We start from the raw sequence: 17,396 nt of genomic DNA on the forward strand, positions 1-17,396 counted from the left end.
TTTGTCAGTGTCTTAAGGTTGGCTACACTATAACTGTAGTCTCTTATGCTTTGACCAATAGCTTGGCTAAACAAATACCTAATAATTTTAATAAGGGGTTGGCTATGAATAATGATAAAAAATCGAGTACCGTTTTTTCAGAAAAAAATCCTCATTTCAAACGATCAATACTGGCGATGTGCATCATGGCGTTGAGTGCGCCGGTAATTGCGCAAGATACTGCCCAGAATGACGAGGGAGAGATTGAGGAGATTATCGTAAGTGGAATGCGTCAGTCTCTAAGTAACGCGCAGGACATTAAACGGAACGCTAATACTGTTGTAGATTCCATTACAGCAAAAGATCTGGGCTCCTTCCCGGACAAATCTGTTGCAGAAGCCCTGCAGCGGGTTGCGGGGATTACTGTTAACCGATTTGCGGCGTCAGACGACACGGCGCACTTCTCTACCGAACCATCGGGCGTTATTGTTCGTGGTCTCAATCAGGTGCGCACAGAATTTAACGGGCGCGACTCGTTCAGTGCCAACTCCTCGCGGGGTTTGAGTTGGGGTGATGTGTCGCCCGAACTGATGTCTGGTGTGGATACCTACAAAAACCAGATGGCTGAGTTGATCGAGGGTGGTATTGCCGGTACGGTGAACATGCGTACTCGTGTACCGTTTGATCAAGAAGGTCAAATGATAGCCGTCTCTGCTAGCGCGAACTACGGTGACCTATCAGAAGAAGTAACACCTGAGTTTTCCGGCTTATATAGCAATCGATGGGAAACTGGTGCGGGTGAGTTTGGTTTTTTGGCAAACTTTGCCCATTCCGAAGTACAGACTCGCTCTGAAGGTGTTCAACTATTCCGTATGAATCGTTTCAGGGATGTCTACGGTGATGATACGTTGCGCTACATCCCCGCTACCGTCGCGATGCGTGACAACCTTTATGATCGTGAACGACAAGGTGCAGCATTGGCCCTTCAATGGCAGGACCCCGATGAGAAATATGTGGCTACCCTGCAATATAACCGTTCGCAGTATGAAAATGCCTGGGAAGAATACGTTGTTTCTGCCACGCCGGCGGATCTCTCCTATTCGCAAAGCGTCCTTTATGAAGTCCCTGCGGGTACGGCTACGGCTCCCCAACCACTACCCGGTACGCCTGATTTCACCTTTGATGAACGAGGACTGTTTCAAACAGGTGTAATGACTGCTGATATCGGCTGGTGGGGTAATAACAATGAGGAGTCTGCTGCAATAGCCGCTAATTCGGCGGGCGAAGCAATGGTGAACGCGTGTTATGGCTGGAATGGGTGCGAACCCGCTCGTCGTGGTATTGATGTGGGGACAACCACTCGTTCGAATAACAACGAAAATATGACGCAGGATGTCGGGTTTAATTTCAAGTGGGAAATCAATGATCGAGCGCGAGCCAATTTTGATGTTCAGTACGTTGACTCTACTGTAGAAAACTATGATATTGAGATTGCCTACTCATCATTTGCCAATGCCGCTATCGATTTAACGACTGATCGCCCAACGTTAGTTCTTTCTGCTCCTTTGAATGTTAATTCTTCTCCTGGCTTATTTTCAAATCCCAACAACTATTACATACGTTCCATCATGGATCATGTTGAAGACAGCGAAGGGGATGAGCTGGCACTTAAAATGGACTTTGAGTTTGATTTCGATTCTGATGTGGTCGAGTCAATAAAAGTGGGGGCTCGCTATGCTGATCGTCAGCAAAATATTCGTTGGAGCGGTTATAACTGGCAGAACGTGGCTAACACATGGACCGGTAATCAGGCGGGTTATTTCAACCTTGACCGCCACAACCCTGATGGGCTTGGCTTTTTGGGCTACCCGCAGGGTCACTATGAAGCCAGAGAGTTTGAGTCAGATTTTTTTAATCTTTCTCCCAATGAATTTGTATTTGCCGATATGGATTTGCTGCAAAATCAGCGCTTAATGGCATCTAGCATGGGAGCCGCTGGATTGGGTTTATCAGGTGGAATTGGTTGGGATCCTATCTGCTCAAACATCGGTGATCGCGCAGATGAATTGCCTGGTACGTGTTTTACCCCAGCTGAAATTGTTGATGTAGGCGAGGAAACAAGCGCGTTGTATCTACAGCTCAATTTTGGTGGGGCGGATGCACAAATATTTAATATTCCTTTCTCTGGGAATATTGGGGTGCGGTATGTAAAAACGGATATTGTTAGTGGCGGTGGAACTGCGCTTCCGTTGCTTGGTGCTCAGGACTCCACATGTACGTCAACTGCGGGTAATCCCGATGCCCAAGTCCCTGGTTCTGTTGGTTGTTATTTATCGGATGATGATATCAGCTTTATGGATGGAGCAGATTTCCTTGGAGATGTAAAAGCTGACCACACTAATATCCTGCCGAGCTTTAATATCAAATTTGATCTGACAGATGATTTGTTATTGCGTTTCGCGGCTTCAAAAGCTATGGCGAGGCCCGATATCGGTAACTTGAGAAATTACATTGGCGTCAGTGGCACTTTGCCAAGTGTCACAAATGCTGATGATCCTTTATGGATTAAGGACGATGGTGGCGAAATTATCGGTGCGAGGGTTAGATACAGTGGTGATGCTCAAAACCCGCTGCTTGAGCCTATAGAGGCCCGACAGTTTGATTTGGCATTGGAATATTACTTTGCTGATGTTGGCTCATTTACTGCCACCGTTTTCCATAAAGAATTCGATAATTACATCCAGATTGGTTCAAGTAATTTTGAGTTTACGAATAATGGTGTAACTCGCACAGCCGAAATTCGTTATCCAATGAATGGTGACGGTGCAGAGATAAACGGTTTTGAGTTGGCTTTCCAGCGCTTCTTTGATTTCCTTCCAGCACCTTTTGATGGTTTGGGAATGCAAGCAAACTACACCTATCTTGATAACAAAGGTGTTACCAATACCAATGTAAGAAGCACAGGAGATGGAGGCTCGGTTATTACTGATCAAGCGCCTGACTCTATAAGTGTTGATCGTTTGGAAGGATTATCAGACGAATCATTTAACTTGGTCGGTATGTACGAAAAAGGGGATGTGGCTGTTCGTTTGGCTTATAGCTGGCGATCAGAATACATGGTTACTGCAGTTGATTGCTGTGTGGCTTACCCGATATGGCACGATGCAACCGGTCAACTGGATGGGTCAATTCGATATAACATCTCGGATAATATCGAAATCAGCCTAGCGGGTAGCAATTTGCTAAATGAAGAAACCCGCTTGGAGCAACAGGTTTCTGGTTACGAAGACGGCGGCTTGCGCTTGCCGAATGCATGGTTCCAGAATGATCGTCGCTTCACGCTTGGTGTTCGTTTCACATACTAAGTTAACCTTGGTGAAAAGCGCTGCTATGCTATATAGCAGCGCTTTTTTTATTTATGGGATACGTAAATGTCTGAACCAATAGATATTGTTATCGTTGGAGGAGGTACAGCCGGGTGGATGTGTGCCGCTGCACTGGTAAGCGTCGCGCCGGCTGCTATTCGGCGTGTCAGACTTATTGAATCCGATGAAATCGGCAGTGTAGGCGTAGGCGAAGCAACTTTGCCGCAAATGAAAGACTTTAATGATTATATTGGTATCAACGAAGCCGATATGATGCAGAAAACCCAGGCAACATTTAAGTTGGGTATTGAATTTGTCGATTGGGGGTACAAGGGGTCATCGTACATTCATCCTTTTGGCACCTTTGGAGAAAAAATTGGTGGTATTGATTTTCATCAACAATGGAGTCGTATTCGACACTTTTCGGAGATTGAAGCCATTGAAAAATATTCCTACGCGATTGAAGCTTGCAGACAACATCGATTTGAATTTCCTGTTGAAGAAAAATCAGCCATTAATTCCACCTACGCTTATGCCTATCATTTTGATGCGGGGTTATACGCGCAATTTCTGAGGAAGTTTGCAGAAAACAAAGGGTTGGAAAGAATCGAAGGGAAAATTACCAACGTTAAACAAGATGTCGATTCCGGGTTCATCAAATCCGTTGTAATGGCTTCGGGAGAAGAAATTACGGGTGATTATTTTATTGATTGTTCTGGCTTTCGGTCGTTGCTTCTGGGAAAGACGCTCAATACCCCCTTTGAAGATTGGTCGCCTTGGTTACCTTGTGATAGAGCTGCCGCCGTTCCGTCTGATCGATTGGAATCTTTGGCACCCTATACTCGATCAACAGCGAAGTCGGCGGGGTGGCAGTGGCGTATTCCATTGCAGCATCGCACGGGTAATGGCTATGTATTTAGCAGCCAGTTTATTGGTGAAGATGAAGCAATAGCGAATTTGCTCAAAGATCTGGATGCTTCAGCACTTGCAGAGCCTCGAGTCATCCATTTTCAATCCGGACGCTATAAATATTCCTGGCAAAAAAACTGTATCGCCCTCGGATTGGCGAGTGGTTTCCTGGAGCCACTGGAATCGACCAGTATATATTTGATTCAGGTGGCTATCTTTAATTTTTTAAAGCTGTTACCCAACAGGAACCCCGATACAGCGCTCATTGATGAGTTTAATCGCCTCGTTGATGTGGAGTATGAGAGGGTCAGGGATTTTTTGATACTTCACTATCACTTGAATAGCCGCGACGATAAGGATCTGTGGCGCTACTGCAAGAATATGCCCATTCCGGACAGTCTGGCATTAAAGATGGAAATGTTCAGGTTACGTGGGCATATTGATGTCTACAGATACGGATTATTCGCCCCACCTAGTTGGTTATCTGTTTATTTAGGCCAGGGAATGATGCAAGATAATGTAGACCCCTATGTCAATAACATTCCTGTAGATTACGTGAAAGGAAAATTTCAGGAGTTATCTGCTGCAATAAGACAAAGAGTAGAGCTGATGCCAACTCACGCAGAATTTATTGCAGATTTCTGCCCTTCGAAATTATAACGTCAAGGTTATTAACTTGAGCAATAGAATAGAGAAAGTTATCGTGGTCGGGCGTGACGCGGATGCGTGGCTAACCGCATTGATGCTGCAATTAAGTTTCGCAAATTCTGAAAAAACCTTAAAGGTAGAGCTCATTGAGCTGCCATCGAAGTTGCATCCTCAGGACTACTACTCAGTCCTGCCCAGCCATAAGGCAATGCATAAAATGCTGGGGATTGACGAACATTCGTTATTGCGCGCGTCATCGGGCTTGTATGCATTGGCACAAAGATTTTCCAACTGGTCGCCATCGCATACATTTATGCACGCGTACGATACTCACGGAATTGGTTTTAGTAACATTGACTTTTTCCAGTATTGGTTAAAGGCCAGCGCAAAAGGTTTGAATGTACCTTTGGAGGATTTCTCATTAGGGGCTGTGGCTGCCAAACAAGGGCGTTTTGTCGTGTTGGACGATGCTGCTGAGTCCTTCTCCAAAGCAACGCATGGATACCACCTGAGTGCGTTGCCCTATCTCAAGGTGATTGCCAGTGCGGCAATCAATGCCGGCGTAACGCATCACATCAGCGATATTAAATCTATCGATGCTACCAGCGATGCTGTCAGATCTATTCGGTTGCAGGATGATACTCTTGTTGAGGGCGATCTCTATATTGATGCTACAGGTAGTGATGCTGCGCTGATCAGTTTGTTCGATCAGGGTGAACATGAAAACTGGCAAGCGTGGTTTCCCTGTGATCGAGTTATAACTGCTTCTTCACCCCTGCTGAATCCTTCCCCAGCATTCAGTCAAATTGCCGCCTTTGCTAAAGGATGGATAGGCTTTTTTCCGCTATTGAATAGAACCGCCGTTGCGGCGGTTTATTCTTCAAAGCATACAGAGCATAGCGAAATTATCAGAAATCTACAGGCTATACCCGGCATTAAATTAGATGGCGCCATAGAGAAACCTTTTTCTGTGAGTGCAAGAAAAAAGCAGTGGATTGGTAATTGTATTGCGCTGGGCTCGGCGGCAGTTAATCTTGATCCACTAGATGCAACGCATATGCATATGCTCGACGTCGGCCTGTCTTTGTTGAGAACGTTATTTCCTGTTGATAAGACCGCTATGAAAGAGGCCGCTATTTTTAATGAAAAAATGTATTGGCATGCGACAAATGCGCGCGACTTTCAAATAACCCACTACAAACTCAATAAGCGTTTTGGGGAGCCTTTATGGGATGAGGTGCGTGATATGGAAATACCGGCCACTTTAAACGAAAAGTTTGCGTTATTTAAAGCGCGTGGACGAGTTGCCATGCAAGAGCATGAAACTTTTCAGGAAGAAAGCTGGACGTCTATTTTTGTTGGGCATGGCTTGCAGCCAATTACCTATGACCCCTTGGTTGATAATATGCCTGAGCAAGAGCAGATAGAGCATTTTCAGAAAATACTAAAATACATTGCCGGTGAAATACAAAGCATGCCATCCCTGCAAGCCTATGTTGAAATGAATGCATAACATATGATAACAACGAGAATATTATGGGCGAACAAACGATAAAGAATATTGTGATTGTTGGTGGTGGAACCGCCGGCTGGATGGCTGCAGCTGCTATCTCTAAAACAGTAGGTTGTCAGACAGTAAATATCACTCTCATCGAATCAGAGGAAATCGGTACCGTTGGTGTAGGCGAGGCAACCATTCCAATGATCTCGTTGTTTAATAACGTGTTAGGTTTGGATGAAAATGAGTTTGTTAGGGAGACTAACGGAACCTTCAAGCTAGGTATTGAATTCGTTGATTGGCGCAAGCCGGGGCACAGCTATTTTCACCCATTTGGCTTGTTGGGTGTTGATATGGATGGTATCAGTTTTATGCATTACTGGCTGCGCTGGAAAAAAGCCGGTGGCAATCTGGATTATGCAAAATTCAATGCAGAGACCGAGGCGGCAGCGGCATTGAAATTTATGCGGACCAATCATGAAAGCGGTCCGATGTTAATGCCGAAGATCAACTATGCATTTCAGTTTGATGCGGGGCTTTATGCTGCTTTCTTGCGCCGTTATTCTGAAAAGCGTGGAGTAGTGCGTAAAGAAGGCAAGATTGTAGATATAAAGCAAGATGCAACGACCGGACATATCGATTGCGTGGTTTTACAAAATGGTGAAACGATACGAGGAGATTTTTTTATCGACTGTTCAGGTTTTCGCGGGTTATTGATAGAGCAAGTTCTGCAGGCCGGTTATCACGACTGGAGTCATTGGCTGCCGGTTAATCGTGCGGTCGCGGTGCCTTGCGAAAGTGCGGGAAAACTCTTGCCTTATACGAGATCGACAGCGCGTGAATTTGGTTGGCAGTGGCGGATACCCTTGCAGCATCGCACGGGCAACGGCTATGTCTATTGCGATCAATACATTAGTGATGACGAAGCCGCGAGCCAATTACTCGCGCATCTGGATGGGAGGGCGCAAGCTGAGCCAAAAACGTTGCGCTTCCTGACCGGAATGCGAAAAAAATGCTGGATAAAAAATTGTTTGGCTATTGGTCTTGCCGGCGGGTTTCTTGAACCCTTGGAGTCAACAAGTATCCATCTGACTCAAGTCGCTATATCAAAACTCTTGGCAATGTTTCCGCGCGATGAATTCAATGAAGCCCTGATAAAACGATTTAATGAAGAAATGGAAACTGAGTACGATACAGTGAAAGATTTTCTTATCGCGCATTACAAAGTTACCGAGCGAGAGGATACTCCTTTCTGGCAGTACGTAAAAAATATGTCGATTCCTGATTCTCTACAAGAGCGTTTGAATATTTTCAAAAAGCGTGGAGAGGTTTTGGCACGACAAACAGAGTTGTTTAAAGAAGTAAACTGGTTTGTGGTGCTGGTTGGGCAAGGGCTTTTTCCGGAAGGGTATCACCCGGTCGCTGATGCAATTTCCGCGGATGAGCTACGTTTACGTCTGACAAAAATACGCACGGGAATACAAAATCGCATCAATATCATGCCAGGACACGCTGATTTTATAGCGGCGAATTGCAGATCGCCCATGAGCAAGATAGGTTAACGATATTAAAACGCGCTAGAACCTGCTCAATGCTTTCGATAAAGCCATGCGCAGTTGTTTAAGTGCCTCCGGTTTTAATTGGCCTAGAATGCCGCGCCGCTCCTCCGGTAAATGCTCTGCCGTTTTACCGTCATTAAATACGTAGTGTTCAAACATGGCTTGCCATGCCTGGCGGTGGCGCTCCGGCAGTGAGCGTATTGACATCATGGCATGAAGCAAGGCATTTCTCGGATCACCATGCGACTCCCTTGCTTCACCCCACCAGTAATTTATTAATGCATTAATTCCCTCTAAGGCAACCACATGGTGCCACCACATGTAAGGAATAAAAATCGCATCTCCCGGTTCCAGCTCAGCGTACATGGCCGCTTCTTCAGCCTGTTTGAACTTGGGATATTTTTCATAATCAGGTTGGTTAATATCAACCATGCTTATAGTGGCACCGGCAGGCGTGAGTTCAATTGGGCCAACATATAAATTGCTTATCTGTTCTGGCGGAAACAGCGTGAACCGACGGCGCCCTGCTACGCAACAAGCAATGTTCTCGGAAGAGTCGTAATGTGCAGCTACGGTTGAGCGGCCACCAATCCATATCCGGGGTTCAATTTTTTCGGGTAATAAGCCGAGACTGTTTTCCAGCTGTAATCCTGGCAGGTATTGGTGGATGATCACCGATTGGATTGCAAGAGTTGGAGCGGGATTGTCCTCCATGTGCTCTAACAGGTAATCTAAAGAACCGGGCAGCTTTGCTTGTCCCATGCGACAATTCAGACCACTCATATCCTTGTTATAAAAGATCCGCCCGCCGATAGATGGAGGGCCATACACGGTATTTACGTCATAGCCCCTATCGAAACGTTTTAAATAATTACAAAACGAAACGGCGCCGCTTTTTCCTGCTTCAACAATTGGCCATGTATTTACCAAGCCTCGCATAACGACGGGCTTACCTGTTGGTAAGACCTCGTTATGAAATTCATCCGCGCTGACGTTATATGCTTCTGCAATGGGTTTCATAGTTATTCCATGTTGACGTTAGCCTGCGAGTATAAATCACTTATTTCCTGAATTATTAACTCAACTATTGGAGGCTGATAATGTGGGAATTATGGCGTTAATTTCCCTATTAAACAAATTTTTATTAATGAATTTTCTGTTTGCCAAGGCATATAAATTTTGGATACGCCCCCAAGCCTACAAGCTAACTTATTGTTCTTGTATGCTAGTGCTTTAAACTTATAGTCATGTTGACATACAGTGGGGTGGCGTATAGGATTGCATAACCAATACGCCGTATTCGCGACTATTGGCGCACATAAAAATAGCTTTGCAGTAAAAATACCTATTAATAATATATAAGAAGGGGTTATTTATGGTTTCCCATAAAAATCACGCGCCTTACCCATTTTCCCAACACCCAGTTAAATTTAAGAAATCGCTTCTGGCCATGTGTGTGATGGCATTGAGTGCGCCTGCGCTTGCACAGCAGCCAGAAGTCGATGCAGAAACCGGACCTGTTGAAGAAATTGTTGTCAGTGGTGTTCGCACAAATTTACAAAATGCACAGAACATCAAGCGTAACGCAGACACCTTTGTAGATTCCATTTCTGCATCAGATATTGGCTCTCTACCCGATCGCAGTGTGCTTGAGGCTATGCAACGTCTGCCAGGTATTTCCATCGAGCGCTTTGCCGGTGTGGACGATCCAGACCATTTCAGCGTTGAAGGTAGTGGTGCTGTAATTCGTGGCATGACTGCTACGCGCAGTGAATTTAACGGACGCGACTCATTCACGGCTAACTCTGGGCGCGGTTTGAGTTTTCAGGATGTTCCACCGGAGTTAATGGGTGGTGTGGATGTTTATAAAAACCAATCTGCCGACATGATCGAGGGCGGCATTGGCGGTACAGTTAGTCTTCGTACCCGCAAGCCTTTTGATGCTCCTGACAGAGTAATTGCGTTTTCCGGTGATGTTTCTTATGGCGATATGGCTGAAGAAGCAACACCAACATTGTCTGCGCTTTACAGTGACCGTTGGGAAACTGGTGCAGGAGAGATGGGCATTTTGTTCAATATCGCCCACTCCGAATTGAAAGGTACATCTCACGGTATCCAAAGTGACGCGTACGTGCAGTATGACGCATCGGTTTTACCGGGCGCAGAAGCATTTGTCGGTGACGGCACTGGCAAAGTATGGATGCCGAATGGTTCCAATGCCACGATGAAATTTGATGATCGTGAGCGTAAAGGTTATGCCGCTGCCTTCCAGTGGGAAACACCAGATCAGACATTAGTATCCACCTTTCAATTTATGCGCTCTGATGCCACCTTGGCGTGGACTGAAAATGCACTGAAATATCAGAATGGCTATTACGACCCCGGTGCAGAAGTCGATAAACGTTTTACTCGTCCATTGGATGGAACAGAATTTACGTTTGATGATGAAGGTATTTTCCTTGCGGGTGTTATGGCGGATTCGGAAGGTTGGCGTAGTGCTGACGGCAATCAGGACCATATTCCCAGAAGCTATGAAGGTGCTAACGTAGCACTTTTTGGACACAAATTTCAGACGGATACGCGCTACAAACGAACCAATACGCTGGTTGACGATTATGCATTGAATTTCAAATGGACACCCGATGAAACATGGGAGTTCGAGTTGGATCTGCAATATATCGAAGCAGAAACTGTGGATGATGATCTGGTTATACATCTAGGGATCAATGCGCTGCAAGATTACGATACCCGTGGTGATACACCAACGCTCACATTGATCGAACCCTGGAATGGGTTGCGCGATAATAATCCGGATGATTTTGCTACAGGTTTTCCTGGCTTTTCTGGCGACCCGGCGGGCGACAGCAATTACTTTCAAGACCCGAACAGCTATTGGTGGCGGTCAGCGATGGACCACTATGAGCGCTCGGAAGGTGACTCTGTTGCCAGTCGTTTTGATGTGACCTACAACATCGATGATGATGGCGGCATGTTAAAAGCTGTTAAAGCCGGTATTCGTTTTGCTGAGCGTGAGCAGGTGGTGAGGAACACTGCATGGAATTGGGGAAGCTTAGGGCCTGAGTTCAGTGGTTCCGCGCCGGCAATGTGGTTAACTGATCCGGCAGCGGCCGATCAGGAATATGTTTTCGTCGACTGGAGTGATTTCCATCGCGGCGATTCCATGACGATTCCAGGTGGTGGTTTGCTTCATGCCTCTGAAGATTTGGTTAAACAAGTTTTGTTTGAAAACCGTGCCTTGGCCAAAACGGCTGGTGGTGAGTGGGTGCCATACCCGTCACGTGGTGATGTTGTTCCGGGCACGCAGTTTGCTCCATCAGAAATATACACTACAACCGAGACCAATGAGGCAGCATACATTCGTCTGGATTTTGGGTCTGATGAAACCGCAATACGCTTTAGCGGTAATATTGGTTTACGCTATGTGAACTTTGAGCGCGATGCGTTAGGTTCTATCGAATTTCCAGATCTGGTTTCTGAGTTCCCGGTTCCTGATGGTTTACCAAGTTCCTTGACTCCGGAAATTGTGGCAGCTTATGCACAGCCTTTTATCGATAACGGCACTTATGATGATCTCGCTGATTTTTATGAAGACGATGACAATAACTGGGCAAGCCACGACCGCAATTATTTAAGTGCTGAAGAGCAGGGTTATGGTAACAATGCCTTTACCTTGCAAAGTGCAATTGATAAATACAGCGCAACCTTACCCAGCTTTAATTTAAAGGTAGAGCTGACAGATGATTTAATTGCCCGTTTCGCTGCATCCAAGGCTATTGCGCTCCCCGATATGGGTGACGTGCGTAATCAATCACGCCTCAGTGCAACTTCGGTTGAGGGTATCTATCCAGTAATCGATCCTGATAATCCACCGGCAGAAGGCGAGCCGCGTTTTATTGAAGGTGCTTATGTCAGTGGATGGGAAGGCAGCGGCGGTAATCCCTACCTGCAGCCCATGGAGTCTACCCAGTTCGACGTTTCTCTGGAGTGGTATTTCGCTGAAGTTGGGTCATTGACAGGTACAGTCTTTTACAAAGATCTTAGTAACTTCTTTATCTACGGTGCCTTCCCACAAACATTCACTAATCCGGTTTCCGGTGTGACGGAAACCGTTGATGTGACCGGTACGCGTAATGGCGGTGAAGGTACGATGGAAGGGTTTGAAATTGCTTATCAGCAATTTTATGACATGCTGCCTGCGCCTTGGGATGGTTTAGGTTTACAAGTTAACTACACCTATATTGAAGCGAGTGGTGTGCCCAACAATGAAGTATCGCTGGATGATGCAGATTGGGTGGGTGGTGATAACGACACCGGCGCCCGTGTATCACTGGATAATGTTCCTTTGCAGGGCCAATCCAAAGAAACGTTCAATATCGTCGGTATGTACGATAAAAACGATTGGTCGGTGCGTCTGGCGTATAACTGGCGTTCCAGATACCTGCTGACCACGCGCGACGTTATCAGTAAGTATCCATTATGGAATGATGACGCGGGTTATCTTGATGGTTCTGTGTTCTACAACATCAACGATAACATTACCGTGGGTATGCAATTTACCAACCTTGCTAATACGCAAACCAAAACCATCATGATTCTGGATGGCGAAGGTGCCGAAGCAGGTCGTTCATGGTTCGTTAATGACCGTCGTGCAGCCCTTATTGTAAGAGCAACGTTCTAAACCTCGTTTGTGATAGCCTCTCCTTTGAGCGCGCCTTTCGGCGCGCTTTTTTTTCGATAGATAAAACTCATCGCCCGGCGGGTGATAGCCCGCTATTTTCTGGCTACAATAAACCCTGATAACAATAAACGGGGAAGATATGCCAAGCCAACGAATTCAGCAGGTTGTTATAGTCGGTGGTGGTACGGCCGGCTGGATGACGGCGGCTGCGCTGGCGCGCTTCCTGCCATCAGCGATTTGTAAAATTACCTTGATTGAATCTGAGCAGATTGGCACCGTCGGTGTTGGTGAGGCGACTATTCCCCACATTCGCCACTTTAATCAATTGCTGGGTGTCGATGAAAATGAATTCATCCGGGCAACCCAGGCGACTTATAAGCTCGGTATTCAATTCAGTGGCTGGGGCTATCCCGGTACCTCATACATTCATCCCTTTGGGCTTTATGGTCACGATATCAGTGGAATAGATTTCCATCATTACTGGTTGCGCCTGCGGTCGTTGGGCGATGAGGCGCCCTTGGAGAATTATTCCATCGCGGCTGTTGCGGCACTCGCGAAAAAGTTTGCTTACCCTGATGCGAATCCGGATTCTCCGCGTTCGGATTTTGGTTATGCCTTTCATCTGGACGCTTCGCTCTATGCGCAGTTTTTGCGGTGCTACGCCGTGCAAAAAGGTGTGGTGCGTATTGAAGGAAAAATTGATCAGGTTCAGTTTTCATCGACAACAGGTTTTATCGAAACCGTGATGCTTGAAAGTGGAGAGCAGCTCGCGGGACAACTCTTTATTGATTGTTCCGGTTTCAGGGGCTTGCTGATAGAAGGCGCACTGAAAACCGGCTATGAAGATTGGCGGCACTGGCTTCCCTGTGATCGCGCCGTAGCCATGCCATGCGAGCGCACAGGTGATCCGCTACCTTATACGCGCGCGATTGCACAAAAAGTTGGCTGGCAATGGCGTATACCCTTGCAGCACCGTACCGGTAATGGCCACGTGTATTGCAGTGATCACCTCAGTGATGATGAAGCTGCGTATCAATTGCGCCATCAGATAGATGGTGAGGCAACCGGTGAGCCAAATTTTTTACGCTTTGTGACCGGCCGGCGCAAACGGAGCTGGAACAAAAATTGTGTTGCTATCGGTTTGGCCAGTGGGTTTCTGGAGCCGCTGGAGTCAACCAGTATTTATTTAATTCAGGTGGGCATTTTAAAACTGCTGGAAAACTTTCCGGATGCGGACTTTGCAGACGTTGATCGCACCGAATTTAATCGCCATATTGATCTTGAGTATCGTCGTGTGCGAGATTTTCTGATCTTGCATTACAAAGCCAATGCGCGCATGGGCGAGCCTTTCTGGGATGCCTGCCGCACTATGGCTATTCCTGAAGAATTGGAACGGAAGATCAATTTATTTCGCGAATCTGCCCATATTGAACATTACCAACAGGGACTATTTATGACGCCCAGTTGGCTCGCAGTTTATATCGGACAGGGTGTCATTCCGGACGCTTATGATGCGCGCGTTGCGCGCCACACCAGGGAAACCATCGCCGCGTATTTGGAGAAACTGCATCAAGGTATCCGTGTGGATGTTGATGCTATGCCCAGCCATAACACCGCGATTCAACATGCAATAAACGCTATTAGCGCACGCTACCCGGAGGCCAGCATGAGTCTCTATGGTTTACAACGATGAATAGTGAAGCGATACAAAATATCGTCATTGTCGGTGGCGGCGTTGTGGGGTGGACGGCAGCGGCAATACTGGCCAGAGCATTAAAGTCCGAGCCTATCAAAATAACACTGCTTGATCTTCCCGGCTTGCCAGCAGATGACATGGCAGAATCAAGCTTGCCGGGGATACGTCCGCTGCATCAGATGTTGGGGTTTGATGAGCGTCAGTTGATGAGCATCACCGGCGCGACCTTTAAACTGGGCACAGAATATCAGGGCAATAACGCTCGGTCATTTATTCACCCCTTGGGGAGACTGGCAACAACGACTGCCGCATTTGATCAGCAGGTAATCAGGTTGCACCATGCGGGCGAACATATTTCTTACGACGATTTTTTTCTGGCGGCTGTTGCGGCACGACATGGAAAATTTGCATTTCCTGAACAGAATAAAAAAAATATCCTGTCGACCTTATCCTGCGGTCTTCATCTCAATGTCGATGCGTATAAAAAATACCTGCGTGATTATGCACATTATTTGCAGGTAACGTCTCTTCAAGCTCGTGTTCAAGGTGTGGAGCTTTGTCCTGATTCGGGTTTCATTAATGCGGTTGTGTTCGATGATAACACTAGCCTAAGCGGTGATTTATTTATCGATTGCTCCGGTGAAATGTCGGTGCTGATCGGCGATCCGGCGCTGGCGGTTGATTACTGCTCCTGGGCGGCTGATTTGCCTGTAGATCGTGTTATGAATTTCTCAATTCCCTATGGGCCAGAGGAATCCACATTGCGGCCGCTGACAAGCATTCAGGCAATGCCTTGGGGTTGGCAACGAACTATTCCGCTACAGCAACATCGCGTCCAGCAATATATCTACCATTCCGACTTGTTGGGTGACGAAACGTTACTCGCAGAGCTCCAACGTCTGGGCCTTTCGGCGAATGCAACCCATACCTCCAAACATATCAGGCCGGGTCACCGCACCGTATGGTGGAAAGCTAATTGTGTTGCTATCGGTACGGCGGCAGGTAACATTACCTCGTTGGCCATCTCGGAGTTGCAGTGGGCACAATCTGCTTTGGTTCGTTTGCTGGATTATTTTCCGCATAAAGCATGCAAGCCCTGTAATACAGCAGAATATAATCGCTTAAGTCTGGGTGAGTTTGAGCGTTTGCGGGATTTTCATATTGCCCATCAATTATTGCTGCACACGGATTCAGCCTTTGGTCGCCTGTGTCAGGAAAAATCGCCGCCCATAACTTTACAGCATCGTCTGGATTTGTTTCGCCACCGTGGCAGAATAGGTGCGTATGAATACGATGTCATATCAGATCAACTTTGGGCCGCATTTTTTCTGGGATTAAATTGCTGGCCGGAACGCTATGACATCATGACCGATGCCCTGGCAGAAAAAGAATTATTGCAACAACATCAGCATATCAGGCAGGCGGTGCAAAAAACCGTTGACGCCATGCCCAATCATCACGAAGTACTTGCACGCTATTGCCCTGCTCGTTAGAACTGGAGATATCTATGTCGGATAATCGTATTGAACACATTGTCATTGTTGGTGGTGGTACCGCCGGGTGGATGACGGCGGCTGCCATGGCCAAAGTGCTCAAGAACCAATACTGCAACATTCACGTGATTGAATCAGAAGACATCGGTACGGTCGGTGTTGGTGAGGCAACGATTCCCCAAATCCAGTTATACAATCGTTTGTTGGGTTTGGATGAAGATGATTTTGTTCGCCGCACACAGGGCACATTTAAATTGGGTATTCAGTTTGTTAACTGGAGTCACATCGGCAGCTCATACATTCATGCCTTCGGCGATGTCGGTAAGGACATGGATGCAATCCAGTTTTACCATTATTGGTTGAAGTTATACCAGGCAGGTGAGGTGCCGGATATTGGCGAGTACACGCTCACCGCTATCGCGGCGCGCAAAGGAAAATTCATGCGCTCCATTGACGCAGGCAATTCACCTTTGTCCAATATTGCCTATGCATTCCATTTTGATGCCGGGCTCTACGCGCGTTATTTGCGCGAATATTCTGAGCAGTTAGGTGTTGTGCGCACAGAGGGCAAGATTACGCACGCTAACCTCAATCATGACAACGGGTTTATTGAATCCGTTGCGCTGGAAAACGGTGCGGTGATCAAAGGTGACTTATTTATTGATTGCTCAGGTTTTCGCGGTTTGCTGATTGAGCAGGCGTTAAAAACCGGCTACGAAGACTGGACCGATTGGTTACCCTGTGATCGCGCCTGGGCGGTACCTTGCGAGAGCGCGGGCGATCCAACACCTTATACGCGCTCCACCGCGCACGCGGCTGGTTGGCAGTGGCGTATCCCGTTGCAGCATCGCATTGGCAACGGTCATGTCTATAGCAGTCGCTACATGAGTGACGATGAGGCAGTTAATATTCTGCTCAATAATCTCGACGGTGCCCCCTTGGCCGAACCGCGTTTGTTAACATTTACCACAGGCAAGCGCCATAAATTCTGGAATAAAAATTGTGTGGCTATCGGCTTGGCCAGCGGTTTTATGGAGCCGCTCGAATCCACCAGTATTCACCTGGTGCAATCCAGTATTGCGCGGTTGATGAGTTTATTTCCGAATAAACATTTTGATCAGGAAGATATTGATGAATTCAATCGCCAGGCGCACTTTGAGTATGATCGTATCCGCGACTTCCTGATTCTGCACTATCACGCAACCACTCGCGATGACTCACCCTTCTGGAATTATTGTCGCACCATGAGTATCCCGGAAGAGCTGCAACAAAAGATCAACCAGTTTAAAAAGAACGGTCGCATCTATCGCAACAGTGTGGAGATGTTCAATGACCTGAGTTGGCTGGAGGTGATGCATGGTCAGGGAATTCAGCCGCGCGCTTATCACCCGATTGTTGATGTCATGCCCAAAGATGAGTTGATGAAGCGTATGGCTGGAATTAAATCGGTGATTGATCGCTCAGTTGAGGTCATGCCGTCTCATGCGGAGTTTATTGCAGAGCACTGTAAAGCTGAAAAATTAATGATGTGATGTGCGGGCATCCGGGCT

Annotated in this window: 9 protein-coding genes; 8 read left to right on the plus strand and 1 reads right to left on the minus strand. The window is 46.8% G+C overall.

Annotated features, from left to right (window positions below):
- Window positions 1-104 precede the first annotated feature (104 nt).
- The 4 genes from CBR65_RS16720 (at window position 105) to CBR65_RS16735 (ending at window position 7,961) form a co-directional block, all read left to right on the plus strand.
- The gene (locus CBR65_RS16720) at window positions 105-3,344 is read left to right on the plus strand and encodes a TonB-dependent receptor (RefSeq protein WP_087467912.1); all 3,240 of its coding nucleotides are present in this window, start codon (window positions 105-107) and stop codon (window positions 3,342-3,344) included.
- A 66-nt stretch (window positions 3,345-3,410) separates the two neighbouring features.
- Window positions 3,411-4,913: a tryptophan halogenase family protein gene (locus tag CBR65_RS16725; RefSeq protein WP_087467913.1), complete on the plus strand. Its 1,503-nt coding sequence runs from the start codon at window positions 3,411-3,413 to the stop codon at window positions 4,911-4,913.
- A gap of 16 nt (window positions 4,914-4,929) precedes the next feature.
- Window positions 4,930-6,414: a tryptophan 7-halogenase gene (locus tag CBR65_RS16730; RefSeq protein ID WP_157672121.1), complete on the plus strand. Its 1,485-nt coding sequence runs from the start codon at window positions 4,930-4,932 to the stop codon at window positions 6,412-6,414.
- A gap of 23 nt (window positions 6,415-6,437) precedes the next feature.
- The gene (locus CBR65_RS16735; RefSeq protein WP_087467915.1) at window positions 6,438-7,961 is read left to right on the plus strand and encodes a tryptophan halogenase family protein; all 1,524 of its coding nucleotides are present in this window, start codon (window positions 6,438-6,440) and stop codon (window positions 7,959-7,961) included.
- A 15-nt stretch (window positions 7,962-7,976) separates the two neighbouring features.
- Here the strand turns inward: CBR65_RS16735 and CBR65_RS16740 are convergent, their stop codons facing one another.
- Window positions 7,977-8,978: a cupin-like domain-containing protein gene (locus tag CBR65_RS16740; protein WP_087467916.1), complete on the minus strand. Its 1,002-nt coding sequence runs from the start codon at window positions 8,976-8,978 to the stop codon at window positions 7,977-7,979.
- A 355-nt stretch (window positions 8,979-9,333) separates the two neighbouring features.
- Between CBR65_RS16740 and CBR65_RS16745 the strand changes: the two genes are divergently transcribed.
- The 4 genes from CBR65_RS16745 to CBR65_RS16760 all read left to right on the plus strand — a co-directional run bounded on the left by CBR65_RS16745 (window position 9,334) and on the right by CBR65_RS16760 (window position 17,378).
- Window positions 9,334-12,657, plus strand: coding sequence for a TonB-dependent receptor (locus tag CBR65_RS16745; protein ID WP_232461229.1), 3,324 nt, complete (start codon window positions 9,334-9,336; stop codon window positions 12,655-12,657).
- A 139-nt stretch (window positions 12,658-12,796) separates the two neighbouring features.
- Entirely contained in the window at window positions 12,797-14,350 is a 1,554-nt protein-coding gene (locus CBR65_RS16750) for a tryptophan halogenase family protein (RefSeq protein ID WP_087467917.1), read from the plus strand.
- Window positions 14,347-15,846 carry a tryptophan 7-halogenase gene (locus CBR65_RS16755; protein WP_087467918.1) on the plus strand — a complete coding sequence of 500 codons (1,500 nt, stop codon included), beginning with the start codon at window positions 14,347-14,349 and terminating at the stop codon, window positions 15,844-15,846. The genes CBR65_RS16750 and CBR65_RS16755 overlap by 4 nt, the downstream gene beginning before the upstream one ends.
- Before the next feature lie 14 nt (window positions 15,847-15,860).
- Window positions 15,861-17,378, plus strand: a complete 1,518-nt coding sequence (locus CBR65_RS16760) for a tryptophan halogenase family protein (RefSeq protein ID WP_087467919.1) — start codon at window positions 15,861-15,863, stop codon at window positions 17,376-17,378.
- Window positions 17,379-17,396: the final 18 nt, after the last annotated feature.

The organism is Cellvibrio sp. PSBB006, assembly GCF_002162135.1.
In the GTDB taxonomy this organism is placed as follows: Bacteria; Pseudomonadota; Gammaproteobacteria; order Pseudomonadales; family Cellvibrionaceae; genus Cellvibrio.

Coding starts and splice junctions, on each gene's coding strand:
- CBR65_RS16750 (WP_087467917.1), top strand. CDS start 12,797: ATGCCAAGCCAACGAATTCAGCAGGTTGTTATAGTCGGTGGTGGTACG.
- CBR65_RS16725 (WP_087467913.1), top strand. CDS start 3,411: ATGTCTGAACCAATAGATATTGTTATCGTTGGAGGAGGTACAGCCGGG.
- CBR65_RS16745 (WP_232461229.1), top strand. CDS start 9,334: ATGGTTTCCCATAAAAATCACGCGCCTTACCCATTTTCCCAACACCCA.
- CBR65_RS16740 (WP_087467916.1), bottom strand. CDS start 8,978: ATGAAACCCATTGCAGAAGCATATAACGTCAGCGCGGATGAATTTCAT.
- CBR65_RS16720 (WP_087467912.1), top strand. CDS start 105: ATGAATAATGATAAAAAATCGAGTACCGTTTTTTCAGAAAAAAATCCT.
- CBR65_RS16760 (WP_087467919.1), top strand. CDS start 15,861: ATGTCGGATAATCGTATTGAACACATTGTCATTGTTGGTGGTGGTACC.
- CBR65_RS16755 (WP_087467918.1), top strand. CDS start 14,347: ATGAATAGTGAAGCGATACAAAATATCGTCATTGTCGGTGGCGGCGTT.
- CBR65_RS16735 (WP_087467915.1), top strand. CDS start 6,438: ATGGGCGAACAAACGATAAAGAATATTGTGATTGTTGGTGGTGGAACC.